Genomic DNA, 24,523 nt, shown 5'->3' on the forward strand with positions numbered 1-24,523 from the left:
CAACAACAATGGCTAGCTGGCCGATCCTGTCGTTCGCGACCTTCCTGCCGCTCGTAGGCGTCGCGCTGATCCTGCTCTTCTGCCGGGGCACCTCTCCGGACGTGCTGCGGAACGTGCGTTACATCGCGCTGTGGACGACGCTCATCACCTTCGTGCTGACGCTGCTCGTCTGGGCCAATTTCGATCCGCGCAATCCCGGCTACCAAATGGTCGAGAAGGCGGGCTGGATCCCGGAATTCGGCATCAACTATCACATGGGCGTCGACGGCATTTCGGTGCTGTTCGTCGTGCTCTCCGGTTTCCTGATGCCGCTGTGCATCCTGGCGAGCTGGGAGTCGGTCCAGCTCCGCCTGAAGGAATACATGATCGCCTTCCTCGCGCTGGAAACCCTGATGATCGGGATGTTCTGCGCGCTGGATTTCGTGCTGTTCTACATGTTCTTCGAAGGCGTCCTGATCCCGATGTTCCTGATCATCGGCATCTGGGGCGGCCCGCGCCGCGTCTATGCCGCCTTCAAGTTCTTCCTCTATACGCTGCTCGGCTCGGTCCTGATGCTGCTGGCCATCCTGGCCATGTATTACGTGGCCGGCACCACCGACATCCCGACCATCACCGCCACCCAGTTTCCGCGCAACATGCAGCTCTGGCTGTGGCTGGCCTTCTTCGCCTCCTTCGCGGTGAAGGTGCCGATGTGGCCGGTCCACACCTGGCTGCCGGACGCCCACGTCGAGGCACCGACGGCCGGGTCGGTGATCCTGGCTGGTGTGCTGCTGAAGATGGGCGGCTACGGCTTCCTGCGCTTCAACATTCCGATCCTGCCGGAAGCGACCGAATATTTCGCGCCGCTGATCTACACCCTGTCGGTCGTCGCCGTGATCTACACCTCGCTGGTCGCCCTCGCCCAGGAGGACATGAAGAAGCTGATCGCCTACTCGTCGGTCGCCCACATGGGCTTCGTCACCATCGGCATGTTCGCGCTGAACCAGCAGGGCATCGAGGGCTCGGTGTTCCAGATGCTGTCGCACGGCGTGGTGTCGGGTGCGCTGTTCCTGTGCGTCGGCGTCGTCTATGATCGGCTGCACACCCGCGAGATCGCCCGCTACGGCGGCCTCGTGAAGAACATGCCGAAATACGCGGTGGTCTTCCTGTTCATGACCATGGCCTCGGTCGGCCTGCCGGGCACCGCCGGCTTCGTCGGCGAGTTCCTGGTCCTGCTCGGCGTCTTCCGCGACAACACCTGGGTCGCGGCGCTCGCCGCCACCGGCATGGTGCTGGGTGCCGCCTATGCGCTGTGGCTGTACCGCCGCGTCGTCTACGGCAAGCTGACCAAGCCGGACGTCAAGGCGATGTTCGACATGACCCCGCGCGAGATCGCGGTGTTCTTGCCGCTGGTCGCCGTCGTCCTGTGGATGGGCGTCTATCCCAGCAGCTTCCTGAACGTCACCTCGGCATCGGTCGAGCAGCTGATCCAGACCTACCAGACCAAGCTGGCCGCGTCGCACGCCGCGTCCGGTGTCTCGGTCGCCGCTCGGTAAGGGGTTCTTCGACATGACCGCAGTGTTTCCCGACATCTGGCCGGCCCTGCCGGAGATCTTCCTGGCATTGTCGGGCGTCGCCCTGCTGATGCTGGGTGTGTTCCGCGGCGACGGCTTCACCCGTCCCGTCTCCTACCTGGCGATCGTCTGCATGCTGCTCGCCGCCGTCCTGGCGATGGGCTATGGCAGCGGCCGCGTCGTCACCTTCAACGGCATGTTCGTGATGGACGCCTTCGGCGTCTTCATGAAGGTGCTGGTGCTGGTGTCGGCTGCCTTCGCGGTCGTCCTCTCGCTCGGCTTCAACGAGCGCGAACAGATGGCGCGCTTCGAGTTCCCGGTGCTGATGCTGTTCGCCACGCTCGGCATGCTGATGATGATCTCGGCCAACGATTTCATCTCGCTGTATGTCGGCCTGGAGACCCAGAGCCTGGCGCTCTACGTCATCGCGGCCTTCCGCCGCGACAGCGCCAAGTCGTCGGAAGCCGGCCTGAAGTATTTCGTGCTGGGCTCGCTGTCGTCGGGCATGCTGCTGTACGGCGCCTCTCTCGTCTACGGCTTCGCCGGCACCACCTCTTTCGACAAGGTGGCGGCGCTCTTCGCCGGCGGCGCCCATGTGTCGCCGGGTCTGGTGATCGGTCTGGTCTTCGTGATGGCCGGGCTGGCCTTCAAGATCTCGGCCGCGCCGTTCCACATGTGGACCCCCGACGTCTATGAGGGCGCACCGACCCCCGTGACCGCCTTCTTCGCGGCGGCCCCGAAGGTCGCGGCCATCGCCCTGCTGACCCGCGTGGTGATGGAGCCGTTCGGCCATCTGGCCGCCCAGTGGCATCAGGTCCTGGTGGCGACCGCGATCCTGTCGATGGTCATCGGCTCCTTCGCCGCGATCATGCAGACCAACATCAAGCGCCTGATGGCCTACAGCTCCATCGGCCATGTCGGCTACGCCCTGGTCGGCCTGACCACCGGGACGCAGGACGGCGTGCGCGGCGTGCTGATCTACATGGCGCTCTACATCGCCATGAACATCGGCGCCTTCGCGGTCATTCTCAGCATGAAGGCCAAGGGCCAGATGCTGGAGGAGATCAAGGACTTCTCCGGCCTGTCCAAGACCAACCCGATGTTGGCCGCGACCATGGCGATCTTCATGTTCTCCATGGCCGGCATCCCGCCGATGGCGGGGTTCTTCGGCAAGCTTTACGTCTTCCTGGCCGCCGTCGCGGCGCAGGAGTACACGCTGGCTGTGGTCGGCGTGCTGACCAGCGTCGTCGGCGCCTTCTACTATCTCCGCATCATCAAGATCATGTATTTCGATGAACCGTCGGTGGTGGTCGACAAGATGTCGGACGACGGCATGACCGGCGTCCTGGTCGTCACCAGCCTGTTCACCCTGCTGTTCTTCGTGGCTCCGGCACCGATCCTGAACGGTGCGGCCGCTGCCGCTGCCGCTCTGTTCGCCGGGTGACGACGAACAGATGACGTTATCGCTCGAAGCGGAGGCGGCGCGGCTGCGCCTGCCTCCCGGCTTCCAGGTCAAGGCCTTCGCCTCCGTCGTCAGCACGAACGACGAGGCGAAGGCATTGGCGCGTCCGGGGCCCGATGGTGCCGGCGCGCCCGAGGGCACCATCGTCTGGGCCCGCCGGCAGGACGGCGGGCGGGGGCGGCGGGGGCGGGTCTGGTCCTCTCCCGAAGGCAACCTTTACAGCACGACCATCCTGCGACCCGGCCTTCCGCCGGCCGAAGCGGCGCAGATCTCCTTCGTCGCCGCCCTCGCCATCGCCGAGACCGCCGAATCGGTGCTGCCGGATCCAAGCGGCGTCCGCTGCAAATGGCCGAACGACGTGCTGGTGCACGACCGCAAGCTGTCCGGCATCCTTCTCGAGTCGGAGCCGGCGGTCGACGGGACGGTCGCCTGGGTCGTGCTCGGCGTCGGCATCAACCTGCGGCATTTTCCCGCGACCGCCGATTACGGCGCCACCTCGCTGAGCGCCGAAGGCGCGCCGGCCATGGGTCCGGGGGCGTTGCTGGAGCTTTATGCCGGCCATTTGGCCGATTGGTACGGACGCTGGCGAACATATGGCTTCGGCCCGGTGCGTGACGCATGGCTTGCCCGCGCCAAGGGGCTGGGCGGACCGATCCTGGTCCGGTTGGCCGACCGGTCGATTTCCGGCATCTTCGCCGATCTGGACAGCGACGGCGTTCTGTTGCTTGATCCAACGGATGGCGGGCCGCGACAGCGGATCGCCGCCGGGGACGTGTTCTTCGCCGCCCCCTCCCAGACCTGAACCTTTGCCGCCCATCGCCCGCCCATCGCCCGCACGGATCCTGCCATGCTGCTTGCCATCGACGCCGGAAACACTAACGTGGTGTTCGCCATCTATGACGGTGACCGTCAGGCGGGCATCTGGCGTACGGCCACCGACCAGAAGCGCACCGCCGACGAATACATGGTGTGGCTGACCCACCTGATGGCGTTGAAGGGGTTTGCGCCCGGCGATATCGACAGCGCGATCATCGCCAGCGTCGTGCCGGGCGCGACCTTCAACCTCAAGCGGCTGTGCAAGGATCATTTCGGCTGCGATCCGGTGATCGTCGGCCAACCCGGCGTCGATCTTGGTGTCAAGGCGCTGGTCGACCGGCCGGAGGAGGTCGGGGCCGACCGGCTGGTCAACACCGCAGCGGCCGCCGCCACCTACAAGACCCCGCTGATCGTCATCGATTTCGGCACGGCGACGACCTTCGACGTGGTCGATGCCGACGGCAATTATTGCGGCGGCGTGATCGCGCCCGGACTGAACCTGTCGCTGGAGGCGCTCCAGATGGCGGCTTCCAAGCTGCCGCGGGTCGAAATCCAGCAGCCGGCCGAGGTGATCGGCAAGAACACCATCGCCTGCATGCAGTCGGGTATCTTCTGGGGGTATGTCGGCCTGATCGAAGGGCTGATCGCCCGCATCCGGGCGGAGTACGGCGAACCGATGCGGGTGGTCGCGACCGGCGGATTGGCTGTTCTTTTCGCCAAGGCCACCCATGTGATCGAACACACCGACAGCGAACTGACACTCCGCGGCCTTCTCCTGATCCACAAGCGCAACACGGTCCAATGACACAATCCTCCAAGACAGCCGCCGGAACGCCCGAAACCCCGGCGGAGCCCTTCGTTCCGGAGGATGGCGCACTGTATTTCCTGCCGCTCGGCGGTTCCGGCGAGATCGGGATGAACCTCAACCTGTATGGCCATCAGGGCAAATGGCTGATGGTGGATCTCGGCATCTCCTTCGCCGACGACACCATGCCCGGCCTGGACGTGATTATGCCGGACCCGGCCTTCATCGTGGAGCGCCGCAGCGATCTGGTCGGGCTGGTGGTGACCCACGCGCATGAGGACCATCTCGGGGCCGTGCAGTATCTGTGGCCGGAACTGCGCTGCCCCGTCTACTGCACGCCCTTCACCGCGTCCTTCCTGCGCGCCAAGCTGCATGAGCGCGGTCTGAGCGCCACGGTGCCGATCGTCGAGATTCCGCTGGGCGGTACGGTGGAGATCGGTCCCTTCTCGGTCGAATATGTCACCATGACGCATTCGATCCCGGAGCCGAACGCGCTCGCCATCCGCACCTCGGCGGGCACCGTCCTGCACACCGGCGATTGGAAGCTGGATCCCGACCCGCTGGTCGGCGACACCGCCGACGAGGCGCGGCTGCGTGCCATCGGCGACGAGGGGGTCCTGGCGCTGGTCGGCGACAGCACCAATGCGCTGGTGCCGGGCTCCGCCGGGTCGGAGGCGACGGTGCGGGCGTCGCTGATGGAGCTGTTCGGCCGGTACCGCAACGCCCGCATCGCCGTCAGCTGTTTCGCCACCAACGTCGCGCGGCTGGAGAGCATCGCCGCCGCCGCCGCCGCCCATGACCGCCATGTGGCTCTGGTCGGCCGCTCGCTCTGGCGGATCAACGAGGCGGCGCGGGCCAACGGCTATCTGGCCGAGGTGCCCAAATTCCTGTCGGAGCATGACGCCAGCTACCTGCCGCGGGAGAAGCTGGTGCTGATCTGCACCGGCAGCCAGGGGGAGCCGCGCTCGGCGCTCGCCCGCATCGCGGCCGACGACCATCCGCAGATCACGCTGTCGCGCGGCGATGTGGTGATCTTCTCCTCGCGCGAGATCCCCGGCAACGAGCGCGCCATCGGCCGGATGCAGAACCAGTTGGTCGCCCAGGGCATCGAGCTGGTGACGGCGGACGACGCGCCGATCCATGTCTCCGGTCACCCGGCCCGTGACGAGCTGGTCCGCATGTACCAGTGGGTGCGCCCGCGCATCGCCGTTCCGGTGCATGGCGAGCAGCGCCACCAGCAGGCCCACGCCGCGCTTGCGGAGGATTGCCAGGTCGCCCACAGCCTCGTGCCCGCCAACGGCGAGCTGATCCGTCTCGACGGGGCGGAGGGGGCGCGGGTGGTGGCCAACGTGCGTGCCGGCCGGATGGCGTTGGACGGCAAGCGGCTGGTGCCGCTCGACACCGGCATGATGCGGGCGCGCAACCGAATGGTGAACAACGGCGCCGCCGTGGTCACGCTGGTGATGACCGGGACCGGTGAGCTGCTGACCGCGCCGCAGGTGGCGGTGATGGGGCTGATCGACGAGGCGACCGACCGCGACCTGCTGCTTGACGTCGTCGACGCGGTGCGCGAGGCGGTGGCGTTGCTGCCCCGGTCGGCGCGGGCCGACGACGCCCAGGTGAAGGAGGCGGCGCGGATCGCCCTGCGCCGCTGCTTCAATGCGTCCCATGGCAAGAAGCCGGTGACGGAGGTCCATCTGGTCCGCGTGTGACCGGACATGGAATTTGAGGATGGGTGTTTAAGACGCAGATCAGAGCCCGCCAAAGGGCCGAACGGACAGCCAGCGAGAGGACGCACAATGATCGGGAAACTCAACCACGTTGCCATCGTCGTTCCGGACCTTCCGGCAGCGACCGCGCTCTACCGCGATACGCTGGGCGCGGCGGTGTCCCAGCCGGTGGATCTGGCCCCGCACGGCGTCACCGTCGTCTTCGTCACCCTGCCGAACACCAAGATCGAATTGTTGCACCCCTTCGGCGAGAAATCGCCGATCGCCGGCTTCCTTGAGAAGAACCCTTCCGGTGGTATCCACCACATCTGCTACGAGGTGGATGACATCCTTGCCGCCCGCGACCGGATGAAGGCACAGGGCGCCCGGGTTCTGGGCGACGGCGAGCCGAAGATCGGCGCGCATGACAAGCCGGTCCTGTTCCTGCATCCCAAGGATTTCTGCGGGACGCTGGTCGAACTGGAGCAGGCCTGATCCGGTCTCGATCCCGGTGCTGCGCGGAGAGGGTCGATGGACAATTGGGTGACGGGCGCCTTCGTCTATGTCGTGGTGTGGTGGGTGGTGCTGTTCGCGGTGCTTCCCTGGGGTGTGCGGACGCCGGAAACTCCGGAGCCGGGCATGGCCTCGTCCGCGCCAGAGAATCCGCGCATCCTGCGCAAGTTCATGATCACATCGGTGGTCGCGCTGCTGGTGTGGCTGGTGATCTTCGGGGTCGAGCGGTCGGGCATCATCTCGTTCCGGGATATGGCCCGGGACATGATGTGACGAAAAACTACGGTAGAAGGCGACGGGAGGCGATCGGGTGAGTCTGACCTACTGTGCGGCCGCGCCCGGCCATTCCCACCATGGTCCCTACCATGCGGGCGAATACGGCTTTCCCAGCAGCGATGACCGGGTGCTGTTCGAGCGTCTGGTGCTGGAGATCAACCAGGCCGGCCTGTCCTGGCTGACCATCCTGAAGAAGCGCGACGCCTTCCGCGCCGCTTTCGACGGTTTCGACATCGATACTGTCGCCGCCTATGGCGAAGCCGAGCGGGACCGGTTGCTGGCCGATGCCGGCATCATCCGCAACCGGTTGAAGGTGGATGCGGTCATCGACAATGCCCGCCGCATCGTCGCTCTGCGCCAAACCTTCGGGTCCTTCGACGGCTGGCTGCGCGCCCACCATCCCCTGAGCAAGCCGGAGTGGGTCAAGCTGTTCGCCAGGACATTCCGCTTCACCGGCGGGGAAATCGTCGGAGAATTCCTGATGAGCCTGGGCTATCTGCCGGGCGCGCATCAGCCCGATTGTCCGGTCCAGGCAATGGTGCTGGCGCAGAGTCCGCCCTGGAAGATGGCGGTCGATGCCGGCTATCGCGGGTATGAGCCCATGAAATAGGCGAAACCCGGGTTATAATGACGGCAATCGCCGAGACGCTATGCAGAAATGCAAAATCTTTGGGCAAAGAGGGGTGTTGCCTCTGTTTTGGGCTTGCCATCGCCGCGGCCGGGGTCCACTGTTTCGGTGTGACGAGGGGGATCTTCCCCCTTTCCGACGCCTGGTGGCGATTCCTCCCTAAACTCGACAGGCCGCGCCGCTTCTGCCGCGCGGCCTTTCTTTATCCCGGACATGGCTGATACCGACCGGCTGCCGGTGGACGGGGCGTGCGGACGGAAATTTCCGCATCCGCTCCAGGAAACGTTAACGGTTTACTTGGTAGCGTTGCTTCGCTTAGCTCCCATCGGGATTCTCCTGCATAATGGGCGTGCAACAGCCACCGGGAGGGGGTTCCATTCCGGGGGCCTATCTGTTTTGGCTCGCTGAAGGGCCGGCAGGGAAAGGACGACAGTCGAGGCGCCGATGGCCGCGAATGAAAACGAACGATTCAATCAGTTCGCGGCCGTTCTGTCGACCGAGCTGTTGGAGCGGACCAAGAAGAGCATGGAACTGTTGGCGCCGGACGAGCAGCCTTGCTCTCTGCTGCCCTTCATTCAGACGCCGTCCTTCGTCGAGTTCTATCAGGAGTTGGTGCGCGTCGGCATCCTGCCGGTCGTGCTCAGCCGCCGCCCGGTCCGCGCCATTGTCGGCGACGTCGATTGGGGGCGGGAAGGGCGCGAATATCTGCTGACCGTGCTGGACGACCGCTCCAACGCCGTCTTCACCGCCTGGGAATATGCCTGGGATTCGCTGTGGGACGAACGCAAGGTTGGACAGGACAGCGCCGCTGCCGGCAATGTGAAGCAGAAGAAGGGGTTCTTCAGCGCGCTTTTCGGCCGCAAGCGGGACGAGAAGCCGGATGCGACCCAAGGCAACGGCACCGAGGGCGGCGTGATGGCCGGGCTGCACATCATGTTGACCGAACTGGCCGAGAAGCGCGGTTTCCTGCCGCTGTTCCACGAGGATGTCCGTATCCTCAAGGCGCTGCCGCGGCTGAAGCCCGGCCGTGTCGCCCAGGCCTGGAAGGAAATCACGCAGTATCACCACCAGGAATTCTACTTGCCCGAACAGGAGCAGGCGAAGCCGGGCGTGACCTCGGAATGCCTGCAGAAATGGCACTATAATCTGCCGGACAAGATCGGCGAGTTTCTGGTGCTGAAGGCCGCCGTCGACCTCGAGCACGTGAACAAACCCTTCATCGGCAAATATATCCGCCAGTCGGCGCGGACCCAGGAGGAGGCGGAAAAAGGCATGCCCTATCTCGCGGTCTACTGGAAAGCCATGCGCAACCCGGCCCCGGTGGCCGAACGGCACACGCTGTGAGCGCGCGGATCCCCGTGTGCGCTGGGCTAGCCGCGCTTCTGATTGCCCTGTCGGCCGACCCGGCATCGGCGCAGACCCAACCACCGCTTCCGGGTCCGATCCAGCTGACGCCCGATGCCGGCCGCGAGCGTCCCGTGGTGGACCTATCGCTGTGCCGGCGGCTGACCCGCCATGTCCCGGCGCCGGATGTCGAGTACAAGCCCGGCGTCGACGTGCATGGCCGGCCGGTGGCGCCGGCCGATCTGCCGGGGTCGGCCGGGGTGCAGCCGCCGATCCCGATCGATCTGCCGTTGTCGATCGATCTCGCCCGCCGGATGGGCATCGCCCTGCCGTCGGTGCCCCGCCTGCCCGACGACGTGACCGCGGTGTGGCTGAGCGTGGTCGGCGACCGGCTCTATCTCAACGGCCAGCCGGTCGATCCGGGGGCCGAGGATCGTCTCTACGCCTACTGCCGCGCCCGATAGGGCCAGGGGAGGAGCGGGGGCTTACAGTGGACAAGTGCGGGCGACCTTCCTAAAGTCGCTCACCCGCCGCCCGAATCCGTCCTTTTTTCAGAAAAGGGCATGTTCGCGCGGACTTGTCGAACACCTCGCACACGAGAGCAGAGCCATGCGGCTGTCCAGCTTCTTCATGCCCACCCTCAAGGAGACCCCGACCGAGGCGCAGATCGTCTCGCACCGCCTGATGTTGCGGGCCGGGATGATCCGCCAGACCAGCGCCGGCATCTATGCCTGGCTGCCGCTGGGCTATCGGGTGTTGCGCAAGATCGAGCAGATCGTCCGCGAAGAGCAGGACAAGGCCGGTGCGCAGGAACTGCTGATGCCGACCATCCAGTCGGCCGATCTGTGGCGCGAGAGCGGCCGCTATGACGATTACGGCAAGGAGATGCTGCGCATCACCGACCGCCACGACCGCGAGATGCTGTTCGGCCCGACGAACGAGGAGATGATCACCGACATCTTCCGCGCCTTCGTCAAGAGCTACCGCCAGCTGCCGCTGAACCTCTACCACATCCAGTGGAAGTTCCGTGACGAGATCCGCCCGCGTTTCGGTGTGATGCGCGGCCGCGAGTTCCTGATGAAGGACGCCTATTCCTTCGACATCGATCCGGCCAGCGCCCGGCGCGCCTACCAGAAGATGTTCCTGGCCTATCTGCGCACCTTCGCCCGCATGGGGCTGAAGGCGATCCCGATGCGTGCCGACACCGGCCCGATCGGCGGCGACCTCAGTCACGAATTCATCATCCTGGCCGAGACCGGCGAAAGCGGCGTCTTCTGCCACAAGGACTGGCTCGACCTGGACGTGCTGAAGGATGCGCCGGGCTTCGCCGACGACCTCCAGCCCTTCTTCGACCGCACCACCTCGATCTACGCCGCCACCGACGAGAAGCACGATGCCGCCAGCTGCCCGGTTCCGGAATCGGATCTGGTGTCGGCCCGCGGCATCGAGGTCGGCCATATCTTCAACTTCGGCACCAAATACTCCAAGCCGATGAATGCGGTCGTCGCCGGCCCGAACGGCGAGTCGATCCCGGTGGAGATGGGCAGCTACGGCATCGGCGTGTCGCGTCTGATGGGCGCGATCATCGAGGCCAGCCACGACGACAACGGCATCATCTGGCCGGACGCCGTCGCCCCCTTCAACGTCGGGCTGATCAACCTGAAGTCCGGCGATGCCGAGACCGACCGCGTCTGCGCCGACCTCTATGAGAAGCTGGAGAAGGCCGGCCTGGACGTCGCCTATGACGACCGCGATGAACGTCCCGGCGCCAAGTTCGCCGACATGGACCTGATCGGCGTTCCCTGGCAGCTGGTGGTCGGACCGCGCGGCCTGAAGAACGGCGTCGTCGAGCTGAAGCGCCGCGCCACCGGCGTGAAGGAAGAGCTGCCGGTCGAGGCGGCGCTGGCGAAGCTGCTGGGCTGATCGGGCATTTCCCTCTGCCGTCCTTCCGCACCAACGAGATGTGTGCCGGGGGGCGGCAGAGGGTGCCCGTCGGTACATCGCCCTTTTCCCGCCACGCTCACGTTCTTATGTAGGGCTTCGCTTCCGCCCACCCACAGGACCCCAGCCGCATGATCTTCAATGCCTTCGAACGCATGGTCGCGATGCGTTACCTCCGGGCGCGCCGCCAGGAAGGGTTCATCTCGGTCATCGCGGGGTTCTCGCTGCTGGGCATCGCGCTCGGCGTGGCGACGCTCATCATCGTCATGGCGGTGATGAACGGCTTCCGGGCGGAGCTGCTGGGCCGGGTGCTCGGCCTCAATGGGCACCTCAACGTCTACAACATGCGCGGCGGGCCGCTGCCGGACTTCGACATCCTGGCCGGCAAGCTGCGCAACACGCCCGGCGTCGACAACGTGACCCCGACGGTGGAGGGGCAGGCGCTGGTGTCGGTGCGCGGCGCCGCCTCCGGGGCGGTCATCCGCGGCGTGCGGCCGGAGGATTTCCGGGTGCGGCCGACGCTGGCGAAGAACATCATCCGCGGCTCGGCCGAGGAATTCGGGGAGGACCGCATCGCCATCGGCTCGCGCATGGCCCAGCGGCTCGGCCTGTCGGTCGGCGACCAGATCACGCTGATCGCGCCGCAGGGTAACGTCACCGCCTTCGGCACGGTGCCGCGGATGCGCAGCTATCCCATCGGCGCCATCTTCGACGTCGGCATGTTCGAATACGACAACAGCTTCATCTTCCTGCCGCTGGAGGAGGCGCAGGCCTTCTTCCGCACCGGTGATGCCGTGACCTCGCTGGAGGTCTTCGTGAGCGAGCCGATGCAGATCGCAGCCGCCCGCGCCGCCGTCCAGTCGGTGGTGGCGGGGGAGGGACGGGTGGTCGACTGGCAGCAGTCGAACGCCAGCTTCTTCACCGCGCTCCAGGTCGAACGCAACGTGATGTTCCTGATCCTGTCGCTGATCATCATGGTCGCGGCCTTCAACATCATCTCCAGCCTGATCATGCTGGTGAAGGACAAGGGGCGCGACATCGCCATCCTGCGCACCATGGGGGCGACGCGCGGCATGGTCATGCGCATCTTCTTCCTGTCGGGCGCCAGCGTCGGGGTGACGGGCACGCTGCTCGGGCTGGCGCTCGGCGTGTCCTTCGCGCTCAACATCGAGAGCATCCGGCAGGTCATCCAGGGGCTGACCGGCACCAACCTGTTCAATGCCGAGATCTATTTCCTGTCCCACCTGCCGGCCAAGATCGACTGGAGCGAGGTGGTGCAGGTGACGCTGATGGCGCTCGGCCTGTCCTTCGCCGCCACCATCTACCCGTCCTGGCGTGCCGCCCGGCTCGATCCGGTGGAGGCCCTGCGTTATGAGTGATGCCGCCATCATGGAGCCGATGCTGGAGTTGAAGGGCATCGTCCGCCGCTTCGAGCAGGCGGGCGAGACGCTGGAGGTGCTGCGCGGCGTCGACCTGACCGTCGGCGCCGGGGAACTGGTGGCGCTGGTCGGCCCGTCGGGCGCCGGCAAATCGACCCTGCTGCACATCGCAGGCCTGCTGGAGCGGCCGACCGCAGGCAGCGTCCGTATCGCCGGGACCGACGTGTCGAACCTGGACGACGGCAAGCGGACCGAGGTTCGCCGCCGTTCCATCGGCTTCGTCTACCAGTTCCACCACCTGCTGCCGGAGTTCACGGCGCGGGAGAACATCGTGCTGCCGCAGATGATCGCCGGCGTGCCGAAGTCCGTCGCCAGGCAGCGCGCCGACGAGTTGCTGCGCATGGTCGGGCTGGAGCAGCGCGGCACCCACCGTCCGGCCCGGCTGTCGGGTGGCGAGCAGCAGCGGGTGGCCATCGCGCGGGCGCTGGCCAATGCGCCGTCCCTGCTGATCGCCGACGAGCCGACCGGCAACCTCGACCCCCACACGGCGGAGCATGTCTTCGCCATGCTCTCTGCCATCGTTCGGCAGGCCAAGGTCGGCGCGCTGGTGGCGACACACAATCTGGAGCTTGCCCGGCGCATGGATCGGGTGCTGGAGATGCGCGACGGCCTTCTGGTGGAATATCAGCCGTCGGATCTGGTCCCGTTTACTGAAGCGGCGCCCGAGGGAGCGTAACCGCCGTCATAGGCCGAAAGCGGGTCGTTCCCCCGGTTGCCAAGCCGGCGCCGCGTCACCACTCTCATCCGCGACCGCACCGGTTGAGCTGCGGCGTATGCGAACAGGGGGCATCGGGGATGGATCAGCGGATCATCGACCTTTACGACGAATACACCCATGCGCCTCTGCCGCGCCGGGTCTTCCTGGAGCGGCTGGCGGGACTGGCGGGCAGCGCGGCGGCGATTCCCGCCATCCTGGCGGCGATCGAGCCGAACTATGCCCGCGCCGCCATCGTCGGCGAGGATGACGGGCGTCTGGCGGCGGAGAAGGTGTCCTTCCAGGGGGCGACGGGCGACGTCGCCGGCTATCTCGCCCGGCCGAAGCTGGCCGACAAGGCCCCGGCGGTGATCGTCATCCATGAGAATCGCGGCCTGAACGCCTATGTCGAGGACGTCACCCGCCGCCTTGCCACCGAAGGCTTCGTGGCGCTGGCGCCCGACCTGCTGTCGCCGCTGGGCGGCACCCCGCAGGACCCCGACAAGGCCCGTGACATGATCGGCCAGCTCGACGCCGACAAGACGGTGAACAACCTGATCGCGGCGATGAGCTATCTGATGGCCTATCGCTATTCATCGGCCAAGGTCGGCGTCGTCGGCTTCTGCTGGGGCGGCGGGATGGTCAACCGGCTGGCGCTGAAGGCTCCGGACCTGAAGGCCGGCGTCGCCTTTTACGGCCCGACGCCCGACCCGGCGCTGGCAGCCACCATCAAGTCGCCGCTGATGCTGCATTTCGCCGGGCTGGACCAGCGCATCAACGCCGGTATTCCAGCCTATGACGAGGCGTTGAAGAAGGCCGGGGTCGAACACCAGATCCACATGTACGAGGGCGTCAACCACGCCTTCCACAACGACACGTCGGCGGAGCGCTACAACAAGGAGGCCGCCGATCTGGCCTGGAAGCGGACGGTCGAGTTCCTGAAGGCGAAGCTGGCGTAAGGGAGGGCCGTCGCCCCAACCCTGCATCACTCCCGCAAAGCTCCCGCCCCCTCTCCCGCGAAGCGGGGGAGGGATGGGGAGGGGGCAGTCAGCGCGACAGCTTTCCCAACAGCTCCGTCGTCTCCACCACCGTCGCATATTCGCCGTGCATGTTGGCGAGCGACAGGTCGTGGACCTCGTCAGCGGTGCGCAGCCGGCCCGAGCGGTCGAGCCGGGCGAAGGTGAAGCAGGCATCGGCCACCAGCCGCACGTCGTAGCCGAGGTTGCCGGCCATGCGCACGGTGGCCTCGACGCTGTTGTTGGTGATGACGCCCGCGACCACCAGCGTTGCGATGCCGCGGCTGCGCAACCAGTCGTCGAGGCCGGTGCCGATGAACGCGCTGTTCACGCTCTTGCCGATCACCGTCTCGCCCGGTAGCGGCGTCGCCTCGTCCTTGAAGGCATGACCGGGGCCGCCGGGGCGGTAGGTGGAACCGGGAACGGTCGAATCGTGGCGGATATGGACGATGGGACGGCCGTCGCGCCGCCAGGCAGCCAGCAATGCTGCGATGTTGGCCTCGGCCTGCGGGTTGTTGCGCGGGCCGATGCGGCTCCAGCGCGGGTCGTCGATGGCCTGTTGCAGGTCGACGATCAGCAGTGCGGCATTCGATGGCATGGGATGCGATGGTGGGCTTTCCATGCCGGCCATTCTGGGGGCGCCATCCATCGCCTGACAAGTTCCATCGCGTGACAAGTGCGCCGGTTTCTGGCTCTAATCCGGCGCTCCACCCCGTTCTCCCAATCCTGCGCCTGTCCCGGAGGAGTCGTGCTCGCATCCCCCCTGTCGCTGTTTGCCGTCGCCGCCGGCGGTGCCGCCGGATCGGTGGCGCGCTACCTGATGTTGATGACCGTCGCGCAGTGGGTCGGTATCCGGTTTCCGGGCGGCACCATTGTCGTCAACGTGCTCGGCTGTACGGCGATGGGCGTGCTGTCGGAACTGGCGGCCCTGACCTGGTCGCCGTCGCCGGAGTTGCGCGCCTTCCTGCTGGTCGGCGTCCTCGGGGGCTTCACGACCTTCTCCTCCTTCACGCTCGACATCGGCGTCCTCGTCGCCCGCGACGAGATCGTCGCGGCGGCCGGCTATTTCCTTGCCTCGACGCTGTTCAGCGTGCTGGGTTTCTTTGCCGGCCTGTGGGCCGTGCGTTCTCTTGTTTCGGTGCCCCTCTGATGACTGATTCTCGCGATCCCGCCGCCAATTCCGACAACGACGACTTCGATACCGACGCCGCCGATTCCGCGGCCAAGAGCGGCGACAGCAAGGTCGAGACCCGCGCCGTGACGGCCGACGAGGCCGACATGCGGCTCGACCGCTGGTTCAAGCGGCATTTTCCCGACGTGAACCACAGCTATCTGCAGAAGCTGCTGCGCACCGGTCAGGTCCGTGTCGACGGCAAGCGGGCGGAGACCTCCTCGCGCCTCGCCGCCGGGCAGAGCGTGCGCATTCCGCCGCTGGCAGCCTGGGCGGCCCCGGTCCGGGGCCCCAATCCGGCCGCCGGCAAGCCCAAGGCGATGTCGGACAAGCAGATCGCCGAGTTGCAGGCGCTGGTGCTCTTCCGCGACGCCGACGTCATCGCCATCAACAAGCCGGCCGGGCTGGCGGTCCAGGGCGGCACCGGCACGACGAAACATCTGGACGCCATGCTGGACGCCCTGCGTTTCGACGGCAAGGAGCGGCCGAAGCTTGTCCACCGGCTGGACAAGGACACCTCGGGCGTCCTGCTGCTGGCCCGCAACACATTCGCGGCCAGCAAGCTGACGGAGATGTTCCGCGGCAGCGCCGTGCGCAAGATCTATTGGGCCGCCACCGTCGGCGTGCCGAAGCCCTACCAGGGCAAGATCGATCTGGCGCTGGCCAAGGAAGGCGGCCCGCAAGGCGAGCGGGTGGCCGAGAACAAGGAAGAGGGCAAGCGCGCCGTCACCGTCTATTCGGTGCAGGAGAATGCCGGCAAGCAGGCCGCCTTCGTCGCCATGTGGCCGCTGACCGGGCGCACCCACCAGCTGCGCGTCCATATGGCCGCCGTCGGCACGCCGATCCTGGGCGACGGCAAATATGCCGGGCAGGGCGCCTTCCTGCCCGGTGCGGAGGTGACGAAGAAGCTGCATCTGCACGCCCGCCGGCTGGTCCTGCCGCACCCGCGCGGCGGCAAGACCATCGACGTCACCGCCCCGCTGCCCGACCACATGCAGGCGACGTGGAAATATCTCGGCTTCAGCCCGAACCTGCGCGACGACCCATTCGAGGATTTCGAGTGATGGCGCTCCCGTCGGGGTCTCCGCTCCGCCTCGCCCTGTTCGACTGCGACGGTACGCTGGTGGACAGCCAGTTCGCCATCATCGACGCCATGAACCGGGCCTGGGCCGAACATGGGCTGGGCGAGCCCGACCCGGCGGAGGTTCGCCGCATGGTCGGGCTGTCGCTGGTCGAGGCGGTGGCGCTTCTGCTGCCGGTGCTGGACGCCGACGCCCATGTCGCGGTGGCGGAGAGCTACAAGCGGGCCTTCGCCGCCGCCCGCGGGCGCGGCGAGGTGGACGAACCGCTGTTTCCCGGCATCCTCGACACGCTGGCGGCGCTGGAGGCGGCGGGCGTGCTGCTGGGGGTGGCGACCGGCAAGTCGCGGCGCGGACTGGACGCGGTGCTGAAGGGCCACGGGCTGACCGGGCGTTTCGCGACCCTGCAGACCGCCGACGTCGGTCCGGGCAAGCCGAACCCGCACATGGTCCAGCGCGCGCTGGCCGAAACCGGCGCGGAGGCGGCGGGAACGGTGGTGATCGGCGACACCACCTACGACATCCAGATGGCCCGCAACGCGAGGGTGCGGTCGGTCGGCGTCTCCTGGGGCTACCATGCGGTGCCGGAACTGGAGCGGGCCGGGGCCGACCGGATCGTTCACCGCGGGCGCGAGGTCGCCGGTGCGGTGCTGGAGCTTTTGGAAGGGTAAGCGATGAAGCGTTTCTACAAGGCGGCCGGGGTCGGAGAAACCGAAGGCGGCTTCCGGGTCGAGTTGGACGGCCGTCCGGTGCGCAGCCCGGCCAAGGCGCCGCTGATCTTCCCCAGCCGGCCGCTGGCGCAGGGCGTAGCCGACGAATGGGCGGCGCAGGAGGAGCGGATCGACGCCCATGCGATGCCGCTGATGCAGCTGTCGAGCACCGCAGTCGACCTGATCCCGGCCAAGCGGCCGGAGATCGTCCCGGCGGTCAGCGCCTATGCCGGCACCGACCTGCTGTGCTATCGCGCCGAACATCCCCAGCTGCTGGTCGAGCGTCAGGCCCGGCACTGGCAGCCGCTGCTGGATTGGGCGGCCCTGACCTACGACGCTCCGCTGCGGGTCTGCGCCGGCCTGATGCCGAAGCCGCAGCCGGACGAGGCGCTGGCGGCGCTGCGCCGGGTGGTGGAGGCGACGGACGACTGGTATCTGGCGGCCTTGCAGACCGCGACGGGGGTCTGCGGCTCGATCGTCGTGGCGCTTGCCCTGCTGGAAGGGCGGATCGGTCCGGACGAGGCCTTCGAGGTCTCGCAACTGGACGAGACCTATCAGATCGATCAATGGGGCGAAGACGCCGAGGCCACGAAGCGCCGCGCCAACGTGCGTGCCGAAATCCTGGCCTGCCGGCGCTTCGTGGATCTGCTGCGGGGATAGAGGGAAGGCGGAAGAATCCGCAAGCCCATCACCCCCGCAGCGATTTCGCGGGGATGACGGGCACGGGGCGAACCCCTTACTTCACGGTGCTCGAACCGGTGGCCGGGGCTGGAGCCGGGGCGGCGCCCGGAGCCATCGGCTCGGCGTCGGCCGGCTTGCGGTTCTTGTTCAGCGACGTCATCGTATCGTCATACTGGAATTCCGGCATCGCCCCGATGTCTTCGCGGGTCATGCCGGCCAGGTTCAGGCGATTGTTCTGCGCGTCCCAATTGGCGGCGGTGTAGTCGATGGCGACCTGCTTCTCACCGATGCCGAGGAAGCCGCCGGAACTGACCACCAGTTGCTTGGCCTGCCCGGTGCCGTCGAGGATCACGTCGTCGACCTCGCCGATTTTGTTGTTGTCGCGGCCATAGACATTCTTGCCGATCAACTCGTCGGCGCTGGCCATCTGTCCGCCGGTCGGGCTGGCCGACGTGGTGCTGCCGGGGGTGGCGGTGTCCGGCATCGTGGTGTTCGACATGCTGGAGGTGGACGAGGACGGGTTGCCCACGGTCGGCGAGGTGGTCTGCGCGACGGCGGCGCCGGTCATGAGGGCCAGCGTTGCGGCGGTGACGATCAGGGTGCGACGCATGGGATGGCTCCTTTGTCGTTGTGTCGTGACACCTGAACAACACCGGAGGAGCCGGTTTGATCTCGCCGGACGCGAACTCTTTGGGTGTGGGATTACCCCTTCGTGGCGGATTCCCACTCCGGTTCCTGCGGTTTCAGCGTCGCCGTACCCGCCTGGAAGGGCAGTCCGCCTTCGGCCGCACGCTGCACATCCTCCAGCCGCAGCAGGGCCAGCCCGGCGCCGTCGCGGCTGCTGCGGATTTCGCCTGCCTCCTTGCCGTCCAGTGTCACCGGCGTGCCGGCCTCCGGCGCCGGACCGTCGAAGGCGACCGGGAACAGCTTCTTCTTGATCAGGGCGCGGTACTTGGTGCGGGCGGTCAGCTCCTGCCCCATGTAGCATCCCTTGTCCCAGGAGATGGCGTTCAGCGCATCCATGCGGCTTTCCAGTGGGATCGACTTTTCCGGGATCAGGTCGCGGGTGCCGTCGGGCACGCCGAGACCGAGCCGCAGCCGGTCGAAGTCCGCGGCATCTCGTCGCGTCAGTCCTGCCGCTTCCAGCGCCGCCAGCCCGTCGGCGGGCAGGAACAGGCGGGCGCCCAGCGCCGGCAGCCGCGGGTCGATGAAGGCGACGCCGCCGCCGAAGGGACGGGCCGCCCCGGCTTCTGCAGGCAGTCCCAATGCCGCCGGCACGTCCCCGCCGAAGGCCACGGCGACCAGGAGCCGGTCGGCCCGGTCCTCCAGCGCGATCCGGGAGCGCAGCTTGTACATCTTCAGCCGGCGCAGCAGGTCGGCCCGCCGCTCCGTCTCGGCATCCATCAGAATTGCCGGCAAGATTGCGGCCGGATCGCCGTCCGAATCGACCATGGTGAAGTCGTGCAGGAACTTGCCCTGCGGCGTCAGGAACAGCGCGTAGGCCGCACGTTCCGGCGTGACGCGCAGGACGTCGTTCGACACCAGCCCCTGCAGGAAGGGCTTGCGATCCTCGCCCGTCACCGCAACAACGCTCCGCTGGTCCAGCACCGCGTAACCCGCCGACATCCTAGCCTCCGCATCATCCGATCGACTGGAGTGTTGGTCGGATCGGTGCCGCTGGCAAGGGCCTGCTGCGGTGCGGTGGACAGGGTTGCCGCCTTGTGATGACCAAATCAGCAATTGCATCGTGGATGGGCAGGCGATCGGGTGTTGACGGCCGGTGGTGCCAGCGGATTACTCTGTCGGCAGCGGTGGCACGGCTCTGGCATTGCCACGCAAAATTGACCTTTTCCCGGATTGCTCCTCCTTGCATTCGCACGCCGAGACCTATCCCCCGGACGCTCCGCCGCCCCGATTGGCGCTGCGCGGCATCACCAAGCGATTCCCCGGCTGCCTCGCCAACGATCATGTCGACCTCGTCCTCCAGCCGGGCGAGATCCATGCGCTGCTGGGCGAGAACGGCGCCGGGAAGTCGACCCTGGTCAAGATGATCTACGGGGTGCTTCATCCCGATTCCGGCACCATGCTGTGGCAGGGACGGGAGGTCACGGTTCCCGATCCGGCCGGCGCCCGCCGGCTCGGTATCGGCATGGTGTTCCAGCATTTCTCGCTGTTCGATACGCTGACGGTCACGGAAAACATTGCCCTCGGCCTCGACAATGCCGGGCCGATGGATGCGCTCGCCGAGCGGATCCGCACCGTCTCCCAACGCTATGGCCTGGCGCTCGACCCCGGGCGCCACGTCTTCCACCTGTCGGTGGGCGAGCGCCAGCGGGTGGAGATCGTGCGCTGCCTGCTGCAGGATCCCAAGCTGCTGATCATGGACGAGCCGACCTCGGTCCTGACGCCGCAGGAGGCCGCCAAGCTGTTCGAGACCCTGCGCCGGCTGGCGGCGGAGGGCTGCACCATCCTTTATATCTCGCACAAGCTGGAGGAGATCCGCGCGCTCTGCAGCCGCGCCACCGTGCTGCGTGCCGGCAAGGTGGTGGGCGCCTGCGATCCCCGGCAGGAGACGGCGCGCAGTCTCGCCGAGATGATGATGGGGGCCGAACTGGCCATGCCGGAACGGCCGCCGCAGGGCGTCGCCGGGGCTGCCCGCCTGTCGGTCCGCCACCTGTCCACCACCTCCGACAACCCCTTCGCCACCAACCTGAAGGACGTCTGTTTCGAGGTGCGGGCGGGCGAGATCCTGGGTATCGCCGGTGTCGCCGGCAACGGCCAGGCCGAACTGATGGCGGCGCTCAGCGGCGAGGCGCTGATCGCCGATGCCGGCGCGGTGGTGATCGAGGGCACGTCGACCGGCCATCTCGGGCCGCGGGCACGCCGGGCTCTCGGCCTCGCCTTCGTGCCGGAGGAGCGGCTGGGCCGCGGCGCCGTGCCGGAGCTCAGCCTGTCCGAGAACGCGCTGCTGTCGGGCTATGCCAGCGAACCGCTGGTGCGCGGCGGCATGGTCAATTTCGGCCGGGCGCGCGCCTATGCCGAGACGATCATCCGTGGCTTCAACGTGGTCGCCCATGGCCACCGGGCAGAGGCGCGGTCGCTGTCGGGCGGCAACCTGCAGAAATTCATCATCGGCCGGGAAATCCTGCAGAAGCCCAAGCTGCTGGTCGTCGGCCAGCCGACCTGGGGCGTCGATGCGGGTGCCGCCGCGGCGATCCACAAGGCGCTGATCGGGCTGGCGCGCTCGGGCGCCGCTGTGCTGGTGATCAGCCAGGACCTGGACGAGCTGTTCGTGCTGAGCGACCGGATTTCCGTGCTGTTCCATGGCCGCCTGTCCGACAGCCGGCCGACGCACGAGACCACGGTGGAACGCATCGGCCTGCTGATGGGCGGCCTGTTCGGCACGCCGCCGGACGAAGACGGGGAGATCGCGCGTGCGGTGTGATGGTTTCTTGAACGCCGGAGACGCCGCATGAGCCTTCTCCGTCTCGAACCGCGCGGGCAGGCGTCGAAGACCATGGTCTACGCCACCCCGCTGCTGGCGGTGGCGCTGACCCTGCTCAGCGGCTTCATCCTGTTCCTGGCGATGGGATTCGACCCGCTGAAAGCGCTGTACGCCTTCTTCGTCGCGCCGGTCACCTCGGTCCGCGGCGTCGGCGAACTGGTGGTCAAGGCGACGCCGCTGGTGCTCTGCGCCGTCGGGCTCGCCATCGGCTTCCGCGCCAATGTCTGGAACATCGGTGCCGAAGGACAACTGACGCTCGGCGCCATCACCGGCGGCGGGCTGGCGCTTGCCTTCTATGGCGAGGGTGGCTGGTGGCTCCTGCCATTGATGGTGGTCGGCGGCGCGGCCGGCGGTGCGCTGTGGGCGGCGGTGCCGGCCTTCCTCAGGCTGCGCTTCAACGCCAGCGAGATCCTGACCAGCCTGATGCTGAACTATGTGGCGCTGCTGCTGCTGAACTATATGGTCCATGGCCCCTACCGGGATCCCGACGGTTTCGCCTTTCCGGAGTCGCGGCTGTTCGAGGCCGACGCCGTGCTGCCGGTGCTGTGGGCCGGAACCCGCGTCCATCTGGGGGCGCTGTTCGCCCTGGCGGCGGTGGCGGGCGGCTGGCTGCTGATCGCGCGGACCTTCGTCGGCTTCCAGATCAAGGTGATCGGCCTGACCCCGGCCGCCGCCGGCTATGCCGGCTTCGACCAGAAGCGCATCGTCTGGCTGACGCTGCTGCTGTCGGGCGCGCTGGCCGGCATCGCCGGCATGGGCGAGGTCGCCGGCCCGATCGGGCAGGTCACGGCCGGCATCTCGCCGGGCTACGGCTATACCGCCATCATCGTCGCCTTCCTGGGCCGGCTGCACCCGGTCGGCATCCTGCTGGCGGCGTTGCTGATGGCGTTGTCCTTCATCGGCGGCGAGGCGGCGCAGATCGCCATGGGCCTGCCCAAGGCCATCACCGGAGTGTTCCAGGGCATGCTGCTGTTCTTCCTGCTGGCGAGCGACGTGCTGATCCGCTACCGGGTCCGCTTCGGGGCGCGGAGGGCGGTGGCATGAGCGATTTCGCGCTGGTCGGCCCGATCCTGGCCGCGATGTTCGCCGCCGCCACGCCGCTGCTGTTCGCGGCGCTCGGCGAACTGGTGGTGGAGAAGTCGGGGGTTCTCAACCTCGGCGTCGAGGGCATGATGCTGGTCGGCGCCGTCTGCGGCTTCGCCGTGACAGTGCAGACCGGCAGCGCCGTGACCGGACTCGTCGTGGCGGCGCTCGCCGGGGCCGCCACCGCCTCGCTGTTTGCCGTGCTGACCCTGTTCCTGCTGGCAAACCAGGTGGCGACCGGCCTGGCGCTGACCCTGTTCGGCGTCGGCCTGTCGGCCCTGATCGGGCAGGGCTTCGTCGGCATTCCCCTGGAGGGGCTGCCCAAGCTGTACATCCCCGGCCTGACCGACCTGCCGGTGGTGGGGCAGGCGCTGTTCGGCCAGGACATCATGGTCTATCTGGCGGTCGCCGCGGTGCCGCTGGTCCATCTGTTCCTCTATCGCAGCCGCGCCGGGCTGGTGCTGCGCGCGGTGGGGGAGAACCACACGGCGGCCCATGCGCTGGGCTACAAGGTGCTGCGCATCCGCTTCCTGGCGGTGATGTTCGGCGGTGCCATGGCCGGGCTGGGCGGCGCCTTCCTGTCGATGGACTACACACCGATGTGGGCGGAGAACATGACGTCGGGGCGCGGCTGGATCGCGCTGGCGCTGGTGGTCTTCGCCACCTGGAAGCCGGTGCGGGTCATGCTGGGTGCCTGGCTGTTCGGCGGTGTGACCATCCTGCAACTGCACGTTCAGGGGCTGGGCATCGACGTGCCCTCGCAGCTCTTGTCGATGCTGCCGTATCTGGCTACCGTTCTGGTCCTGGTGATGATTTCGCGGGATCTGGCCCGCATCCGCCTGAACGCGCCGGCCTGTCTGGGAAAACTGTTTCATCCCGATGCTTGACGCGTCGTTTTGAACTCGAAACAAAGCCCATATCGCAAAGACACCAAGACCAAGGAGCTTCGACGTGAACAGAAGGACGATGGGCAAGGCGATGCTGGGGCTGGCCGGCGCCGCGATCGCTCTCGGCGTCGGCATGATGTCGGCCCAGGCGCAGGAGAAGCTGAAGGTCGGCTTCGTCTATGTCGGGCCGGTCAGCGACCACGGCTACAGCTACCAGCATGACCAGGGCCGCCTCGCGGTCGAGAAGGCGCTGGGCGACAAGGTCACCACCACCTTCGTCGAGAATGTGCCGGAAGGCGCCGATGCCGAGCGCGTGATCGAGCAGTTGGCCGCCAGCGGCCACAAGCTGATCTTCACCACCTCCTTCGGTTTCATGAACCCGACGCTGAAGGTGGCCAAGCGCCATCCCGACGTGAAGTTCGAGCATGCGACCGGCTACAAGCGTGCCGAGAATGTCGCGACCTACTCCGGCCGCTTCTATGAGGGCCGCACGGTGGTGGGCGCCATCGCCGGCAAGATGACCAAGTCGAACATCATCGGCTATATCGGCTCCTACCCGATTCCCGAGGTGGTCGGCGGCATCAACGCCTTCACCATCGCGCTGCGCGAGCAGAACCCGAAGGCCGAGGTCCGCGTGGTATGGGTCAACAGCTGGTACGATCCCGGCAAGGAAGCCGAGGCGGCCAAGGCGCTGATCGACCAGGGCGCCGACGTGATCGTCCAGCACACCGACAGCCCGGCTCCGATCCAGACCGCGCAGGAGCGTGGGCTGTGGTCGGTCGGCCAGTCGTCGGACATGACCCGCTTCGGCCCGAAGTCGCACCTGACCGCGATCGTCGAGGATTGGAACGGCTACTATGTCGAGCGCGTCAAGGCGGTGCTGGACGGCAGCTGGAAGCCGATCGACACCTGGGGCGGCATCAAGACCGGCATGGTCGAGTTGGCGCCTTACAATCCGGCCATCCCGGCCGACGTCGTGAAGATGGCCGACCAGATCAAGGCCGACATCGTGTCGGGCAAGCGCCATTCCTTCCAGGGTCCGGTCAAGGACCAGTCCGGCAAGGTGGTGATCCCGGAGGGCAAGACCGCCACCGACGAACAAATCCTGAAGATGGACTGGTATGTCGAGGGCGTGCAGGGCAAGGTTCCGAAGTAAGCGCTGCGGCGCCGGCTGGGGGAGTGCCTCCGGCCGGCGTCTTTCAACGCTGCCC

The 24,523-nt window shown here is 67.1% G+C and carries 25 protein-coding genes; 22 read left to right on the forward strand and 3 right to left on the reverse strand.

Features of this window, described 5'->3' with window-relative positions; genetic code table 11:
- Positions 1–8: 8 nt before the first annotated feature.
- The 14 genes from AL072_RS08250 to AL072_RS08315 all read left to right on the forward strand — a co-directional run bounded on the left by AL072_RS08250 (position 9) and on the right by AL072_RS08315 (position 14,139).
- Positions 9–1,535 carry an NADH-quinone oxidoreductase subunit M gene (locus AL072_RS08250; protein WP_045580741.1) on the forward strand — a complete coding sequence of 509 codons (1,527 nt, stop codon included), beginning with the start codon at positions 9–11 and terminating at the stop codon, positions 1,533–1,535.
- 13 nt (positions 1,536–1,548) lie between these two features.
- Entirely contained in the window at positions 1,549–2,997 is a 1,449-nt protein-coding gene (gene nuoN / locus AL072_RS08255) for an NADH-quinone oxidoreductase subunit NuoN (RefSeq protein WP_045580740.1), read from the forward strand.
- A 10-nt stretch (positions 2,998–3,007) separates the two neighbouring features.
- On the forward strand, positions 3,008–3,817 hold the full coding sequence (locus AL072_RS08260; protein ID WP_045582386.1) for a biotin--[acetyl-CoA-carboxylase] ligase: 810 nt from the start codon (positions 3,008–3,010) through the stop codon (positions 3,815–3,817).
- A gap of 45 nt (positions 3,818–3,862) precedes the next feature.
- The gene (locus tag AL072_RS08265; protein ID WP_045580739.1) at positions 3,863–4,636 is read left to right on the forward strand and encodes a type III pantothenate kinase; all 774 of its coding nucleotides are present in this window, start codon (positions 3,863–3,865) and stop codon (positions 4,634–4,636) included.
- Positions 4,633–6,348 (forward strand): ribonuclease J, encoded by a 1,716-nt coding sequence (locus tag AL072_RS08270; RefSeq protein ID WP_144428175.1) that lies wholly within the window; start codon positions 4,633–4,635, stop codon positions 6,346–6,348. The genes AL072_RS08265 and AL072_RS08270 overlap by 4 nt, the downstream gene beginning before the upstream one ends.
- An 87-nt stretch (positions 6,349–6,435) precedes the next feature.
- Positions 6,436–6,840 carry a methylmalonyl-CoA epimerase gene (gene mce / locus AL072_RS08275; RefSeq protein WP_045580738.1) on the forward strand — a complete coding sequence of 135 codons (405 nt, stop codon included), beginning with the start codon at positions 6,436–6,438 and terminating at the stop codon, positions 6,838–6,840.
- A 36-nt stretch (positions 6,841–6,876) separates the two neighbouring features.
- Positions 6,877–7,131 carry a DUF1467 family protein gene (locus tag AL072_RS08280; protein ID WP_045580737.1) on the forward strand — a complete coding sequence of 85 codons (255 nt, stop codon included), beginning with the start codon at positions 6,877–6,879 and terminating at the stop codon, positions 7,129–7,131.
- Between the two features lie 37 nt (positions 7,132–7,168).
- Positions 7,169–7,744 (forward strand): DNA-3-methyladenine glycosylase I, encoded by a 576-nt coding sequence (locus AL072_RS08285; protein ID WP_045580736.1) that lies wholly within the window; start codon positions 7,169–7,171, stop codon positions 7,742–7,744.
- A 462-nt stretch (positions 7,745–8,206) separates the two neighbouring features.
- Complete coding sequence (locus AL072_RS08290) at positions 8,207–9,106, forward strand: hypothetical protein (RefSeq protein ID WP_045580735.1); 900 nt, start codon at positions 8,207–8,209, stop codon at positions 9,104–9,106.
- Between the two features lie 14 nt (positions 9,107–9,120).
- A complete protein-coding gene (locus tag AL072_RS08295) occupies positions 9,121–9,570 on the forward strand; it encodes a hypothetical protein (protein WP_245636627.1) in 450 nt (149 codons plus the stop codon).
- Between the two features lie 145 nt (positions 9,571–9,715).
- Entirely contained in the window at positions 9,716–11,029 is a 1,314-nt protein-coding gene (proS, locus tag AL072_RS08300) for a proline--tRNA ligase (protein ID WP_045580733.1), read from the forward strand.
- Between the two features lie 149 nt (positions 11,030–11,178).
- Positions 11,179–12,426, forward strand: a complete 1,248-nt coding sequence (locus AL072_RS08305; protein ID WP_045580732.1) for a lipoprotein-releasing ABC transporter permease subunit — start codon at positions 11,179–11,181, stop codon at positions 12,424–12,426.
- Positions 12,419–13,162: an ABC transporter ATP-binding protein gene (locus AL072_RS08310; protein WP_045580731.1), complete on the forward strand. Its 744-nt coding sequence runs from the start codon at positions 12,419–12,421 to the stop codon at positions 13,160–13,162. Before AL072_RS08305 ends, AL072_RS08310 begins: the two co-directional genes overlap by 8 nt.
- Before the next feature lie 119 nt (positions 13,163–13,281).
- Complete coding sequence (locus AL072_RS08315) at positions 13,282–14,139, forward strand: dienelactone hydrolase family protein (protein WP_045580730.1); 858 nt, start codon at positions 13,282–13,284, stop codon at positions 14,137–14,139.
- Positions 14,140–14,227: 88 nt separating this feature from the next.
- On the opposite strand, the gene AL072_RS08320 is transcribed toward AL072_RS08315, so the two are convergent.
- Entirely contained in the window at positions 14,228–14,794 is a 567-nt protein-coding gene (locus AL072_RS08320; protein WP_045580729.1) for a cysteine hydrolase family protein, read from the reverse strand.
- 150 nt (positions 14,795–14,944) lie between these two features.
- On the opposite strand from AL072_RS08320, the gene AL072_RS08325 reads away from it, so the two are divergent.
- The 4 genes from AL072_RS08325 to AL072_RS08340 are packed head-to-tail and all read left to right on the forward strand — an operon-like array spanning position 14,945 to position 17,816.
- On the forward strand, positions 14,945–15,346 hold the full coding sequence (locus AL072_RS08325) for a CrcB family protein (protein ID WP_045580728.1): 402 nt from the start codon (positions 14,945–14,947) through the stop codon (positions 15,344–15,346).
- Positions 15,346–16,431, forward strand: coding sequence for an RluA family pseudouridine synthase (locus AL072_RS08330; RefSeq protein ID WP_082108822.1), 1,086 nt, complete (start codon positions 15,346–15,348; stop codon positions 16,429–16,431). Before AL072_RS08325 ends, AL072_RS08330 begins: the two co-directional genes overlap by 1 nt.
- Positions 16,431–17,117, forward strand: coding sequence for an HAD-IA family hydrolase (locus AL072_RS08335; RefSeq protein WP_082108821.1), 687 nt, complete (start codon positions 16,431–16,433; stop codon positions 17,115–17,117). Before AL072_RS08330 ends, AL072_RS08335 begins: the two co-directional genes overlap by 1 nt.
- Before the next feature lie 3 nt (positions 17,118–17,120).
- Positions 17,121–17,816, forward strand: coding sequence for an ATP12 family chaperone protein (locus AL072_RS08340; protein WP_045580726.1), 696 nt, complete (start codon positions 17,121–17,123; stop codon positions 17,814–17,816).
- Positions 17,817–17,892: 76 nt separating this feature from the next.
- On the opposite strand, the gene AL072_RS08345 is transcribed toward AL072_RS08340, so the two are convergent.
- Positions 17,893–18,447 carry a PRC-barrel domain-containing protein gene (locus AL072_RS08345; RefSeq protein ID WP_045580725.1) on the reverse strand — a complete coding sequence of 185 codons (555 nt, stop codon included), beginning with the start codon at positions 18,445–18,447 and terminating at the stop codon, positions 17,893–17,895.
- A gap of 92 nt (positions 18,448–18,539) precedes the next feature.
- Positions 18,540–19,463, reverse strand: coding sequence for a CAF17-like 4Fe-4S cluster assembly/insertion protein YgfZ (ygfZ, locus tag AL072_RS08350; protein ID WP_045580724.1), 924 nt, complete (start codon positions 19,461–19,463; stop codon positions 18,540–18,542).
- Positions 19,464–19,704: 241 nt separating this feature from the next.
- Between ygfZ and AL072_RS08355 the strand changes: the two genes are divergently transcribed.
- The 4 genes from AL072_RS08355 (at position 19,705) to AL072_RS08370 (ending at position 24,468) form a co-directional block, all read left to right on the forward strand.
- Complete coding sequence (locus AL072_RS08355; protein WP_045580723.1) at positions 19,705–21,282, forward strand: ABC transporter ATP-binding protein; 1,578 nt, start codon at positions 19,705–19,707, stop codon at positions 21,280–21,282.
- 27 nt (positions 21,283–21,309) lie between these two features.
- Positions 21,310–22,386, forward strand: coding sequence for an ABC transporter permease (locus AL072_RS08360; RefSeq protein ID WP_045580722.1), 1,077 nt, complete (start codon positions 21,310–21,312; stop codon positions 22,384–22,386).
- Positions 22,383–23,312, forward strand: a complete 930-nt coding sequence (locus AL072_RS08365) for an ABC transporter permease (protein WP_045580721.1) — start codon at positions 22,383–22,385, stop codon at positions 23,310–23,312. Before AL072_RS08360 ends, AL072_RS08365 begins: the two co-directional genes overlap by 4 nt.
- A gap of 79 nt (positions 23,313–23,391) precedes the next feature.
- Positions 23,392–24,468, forward strand: coding sequence for a BMP family ABC transporter substrate-binding protein (locus AL072_RS08370; RefSeq protein ID WP_082108820.1), 1,077 nt, complete (start codon positions 23,392–23,394; stop codon positions 24,466–24,468).
- Positions 24,469–24,523 lie beyond the last annotated feature (55 nt).

Source organism: Azospirillum thiophilum, from assembly GCF_001305595.1.
Taxonomy (GTDB): Bacteria; Pseudomonadota; Alphaproteobacteria; order Azospirillales; family Azospirillaceae; genus Azospirillum; species Azospirillum thiophilum.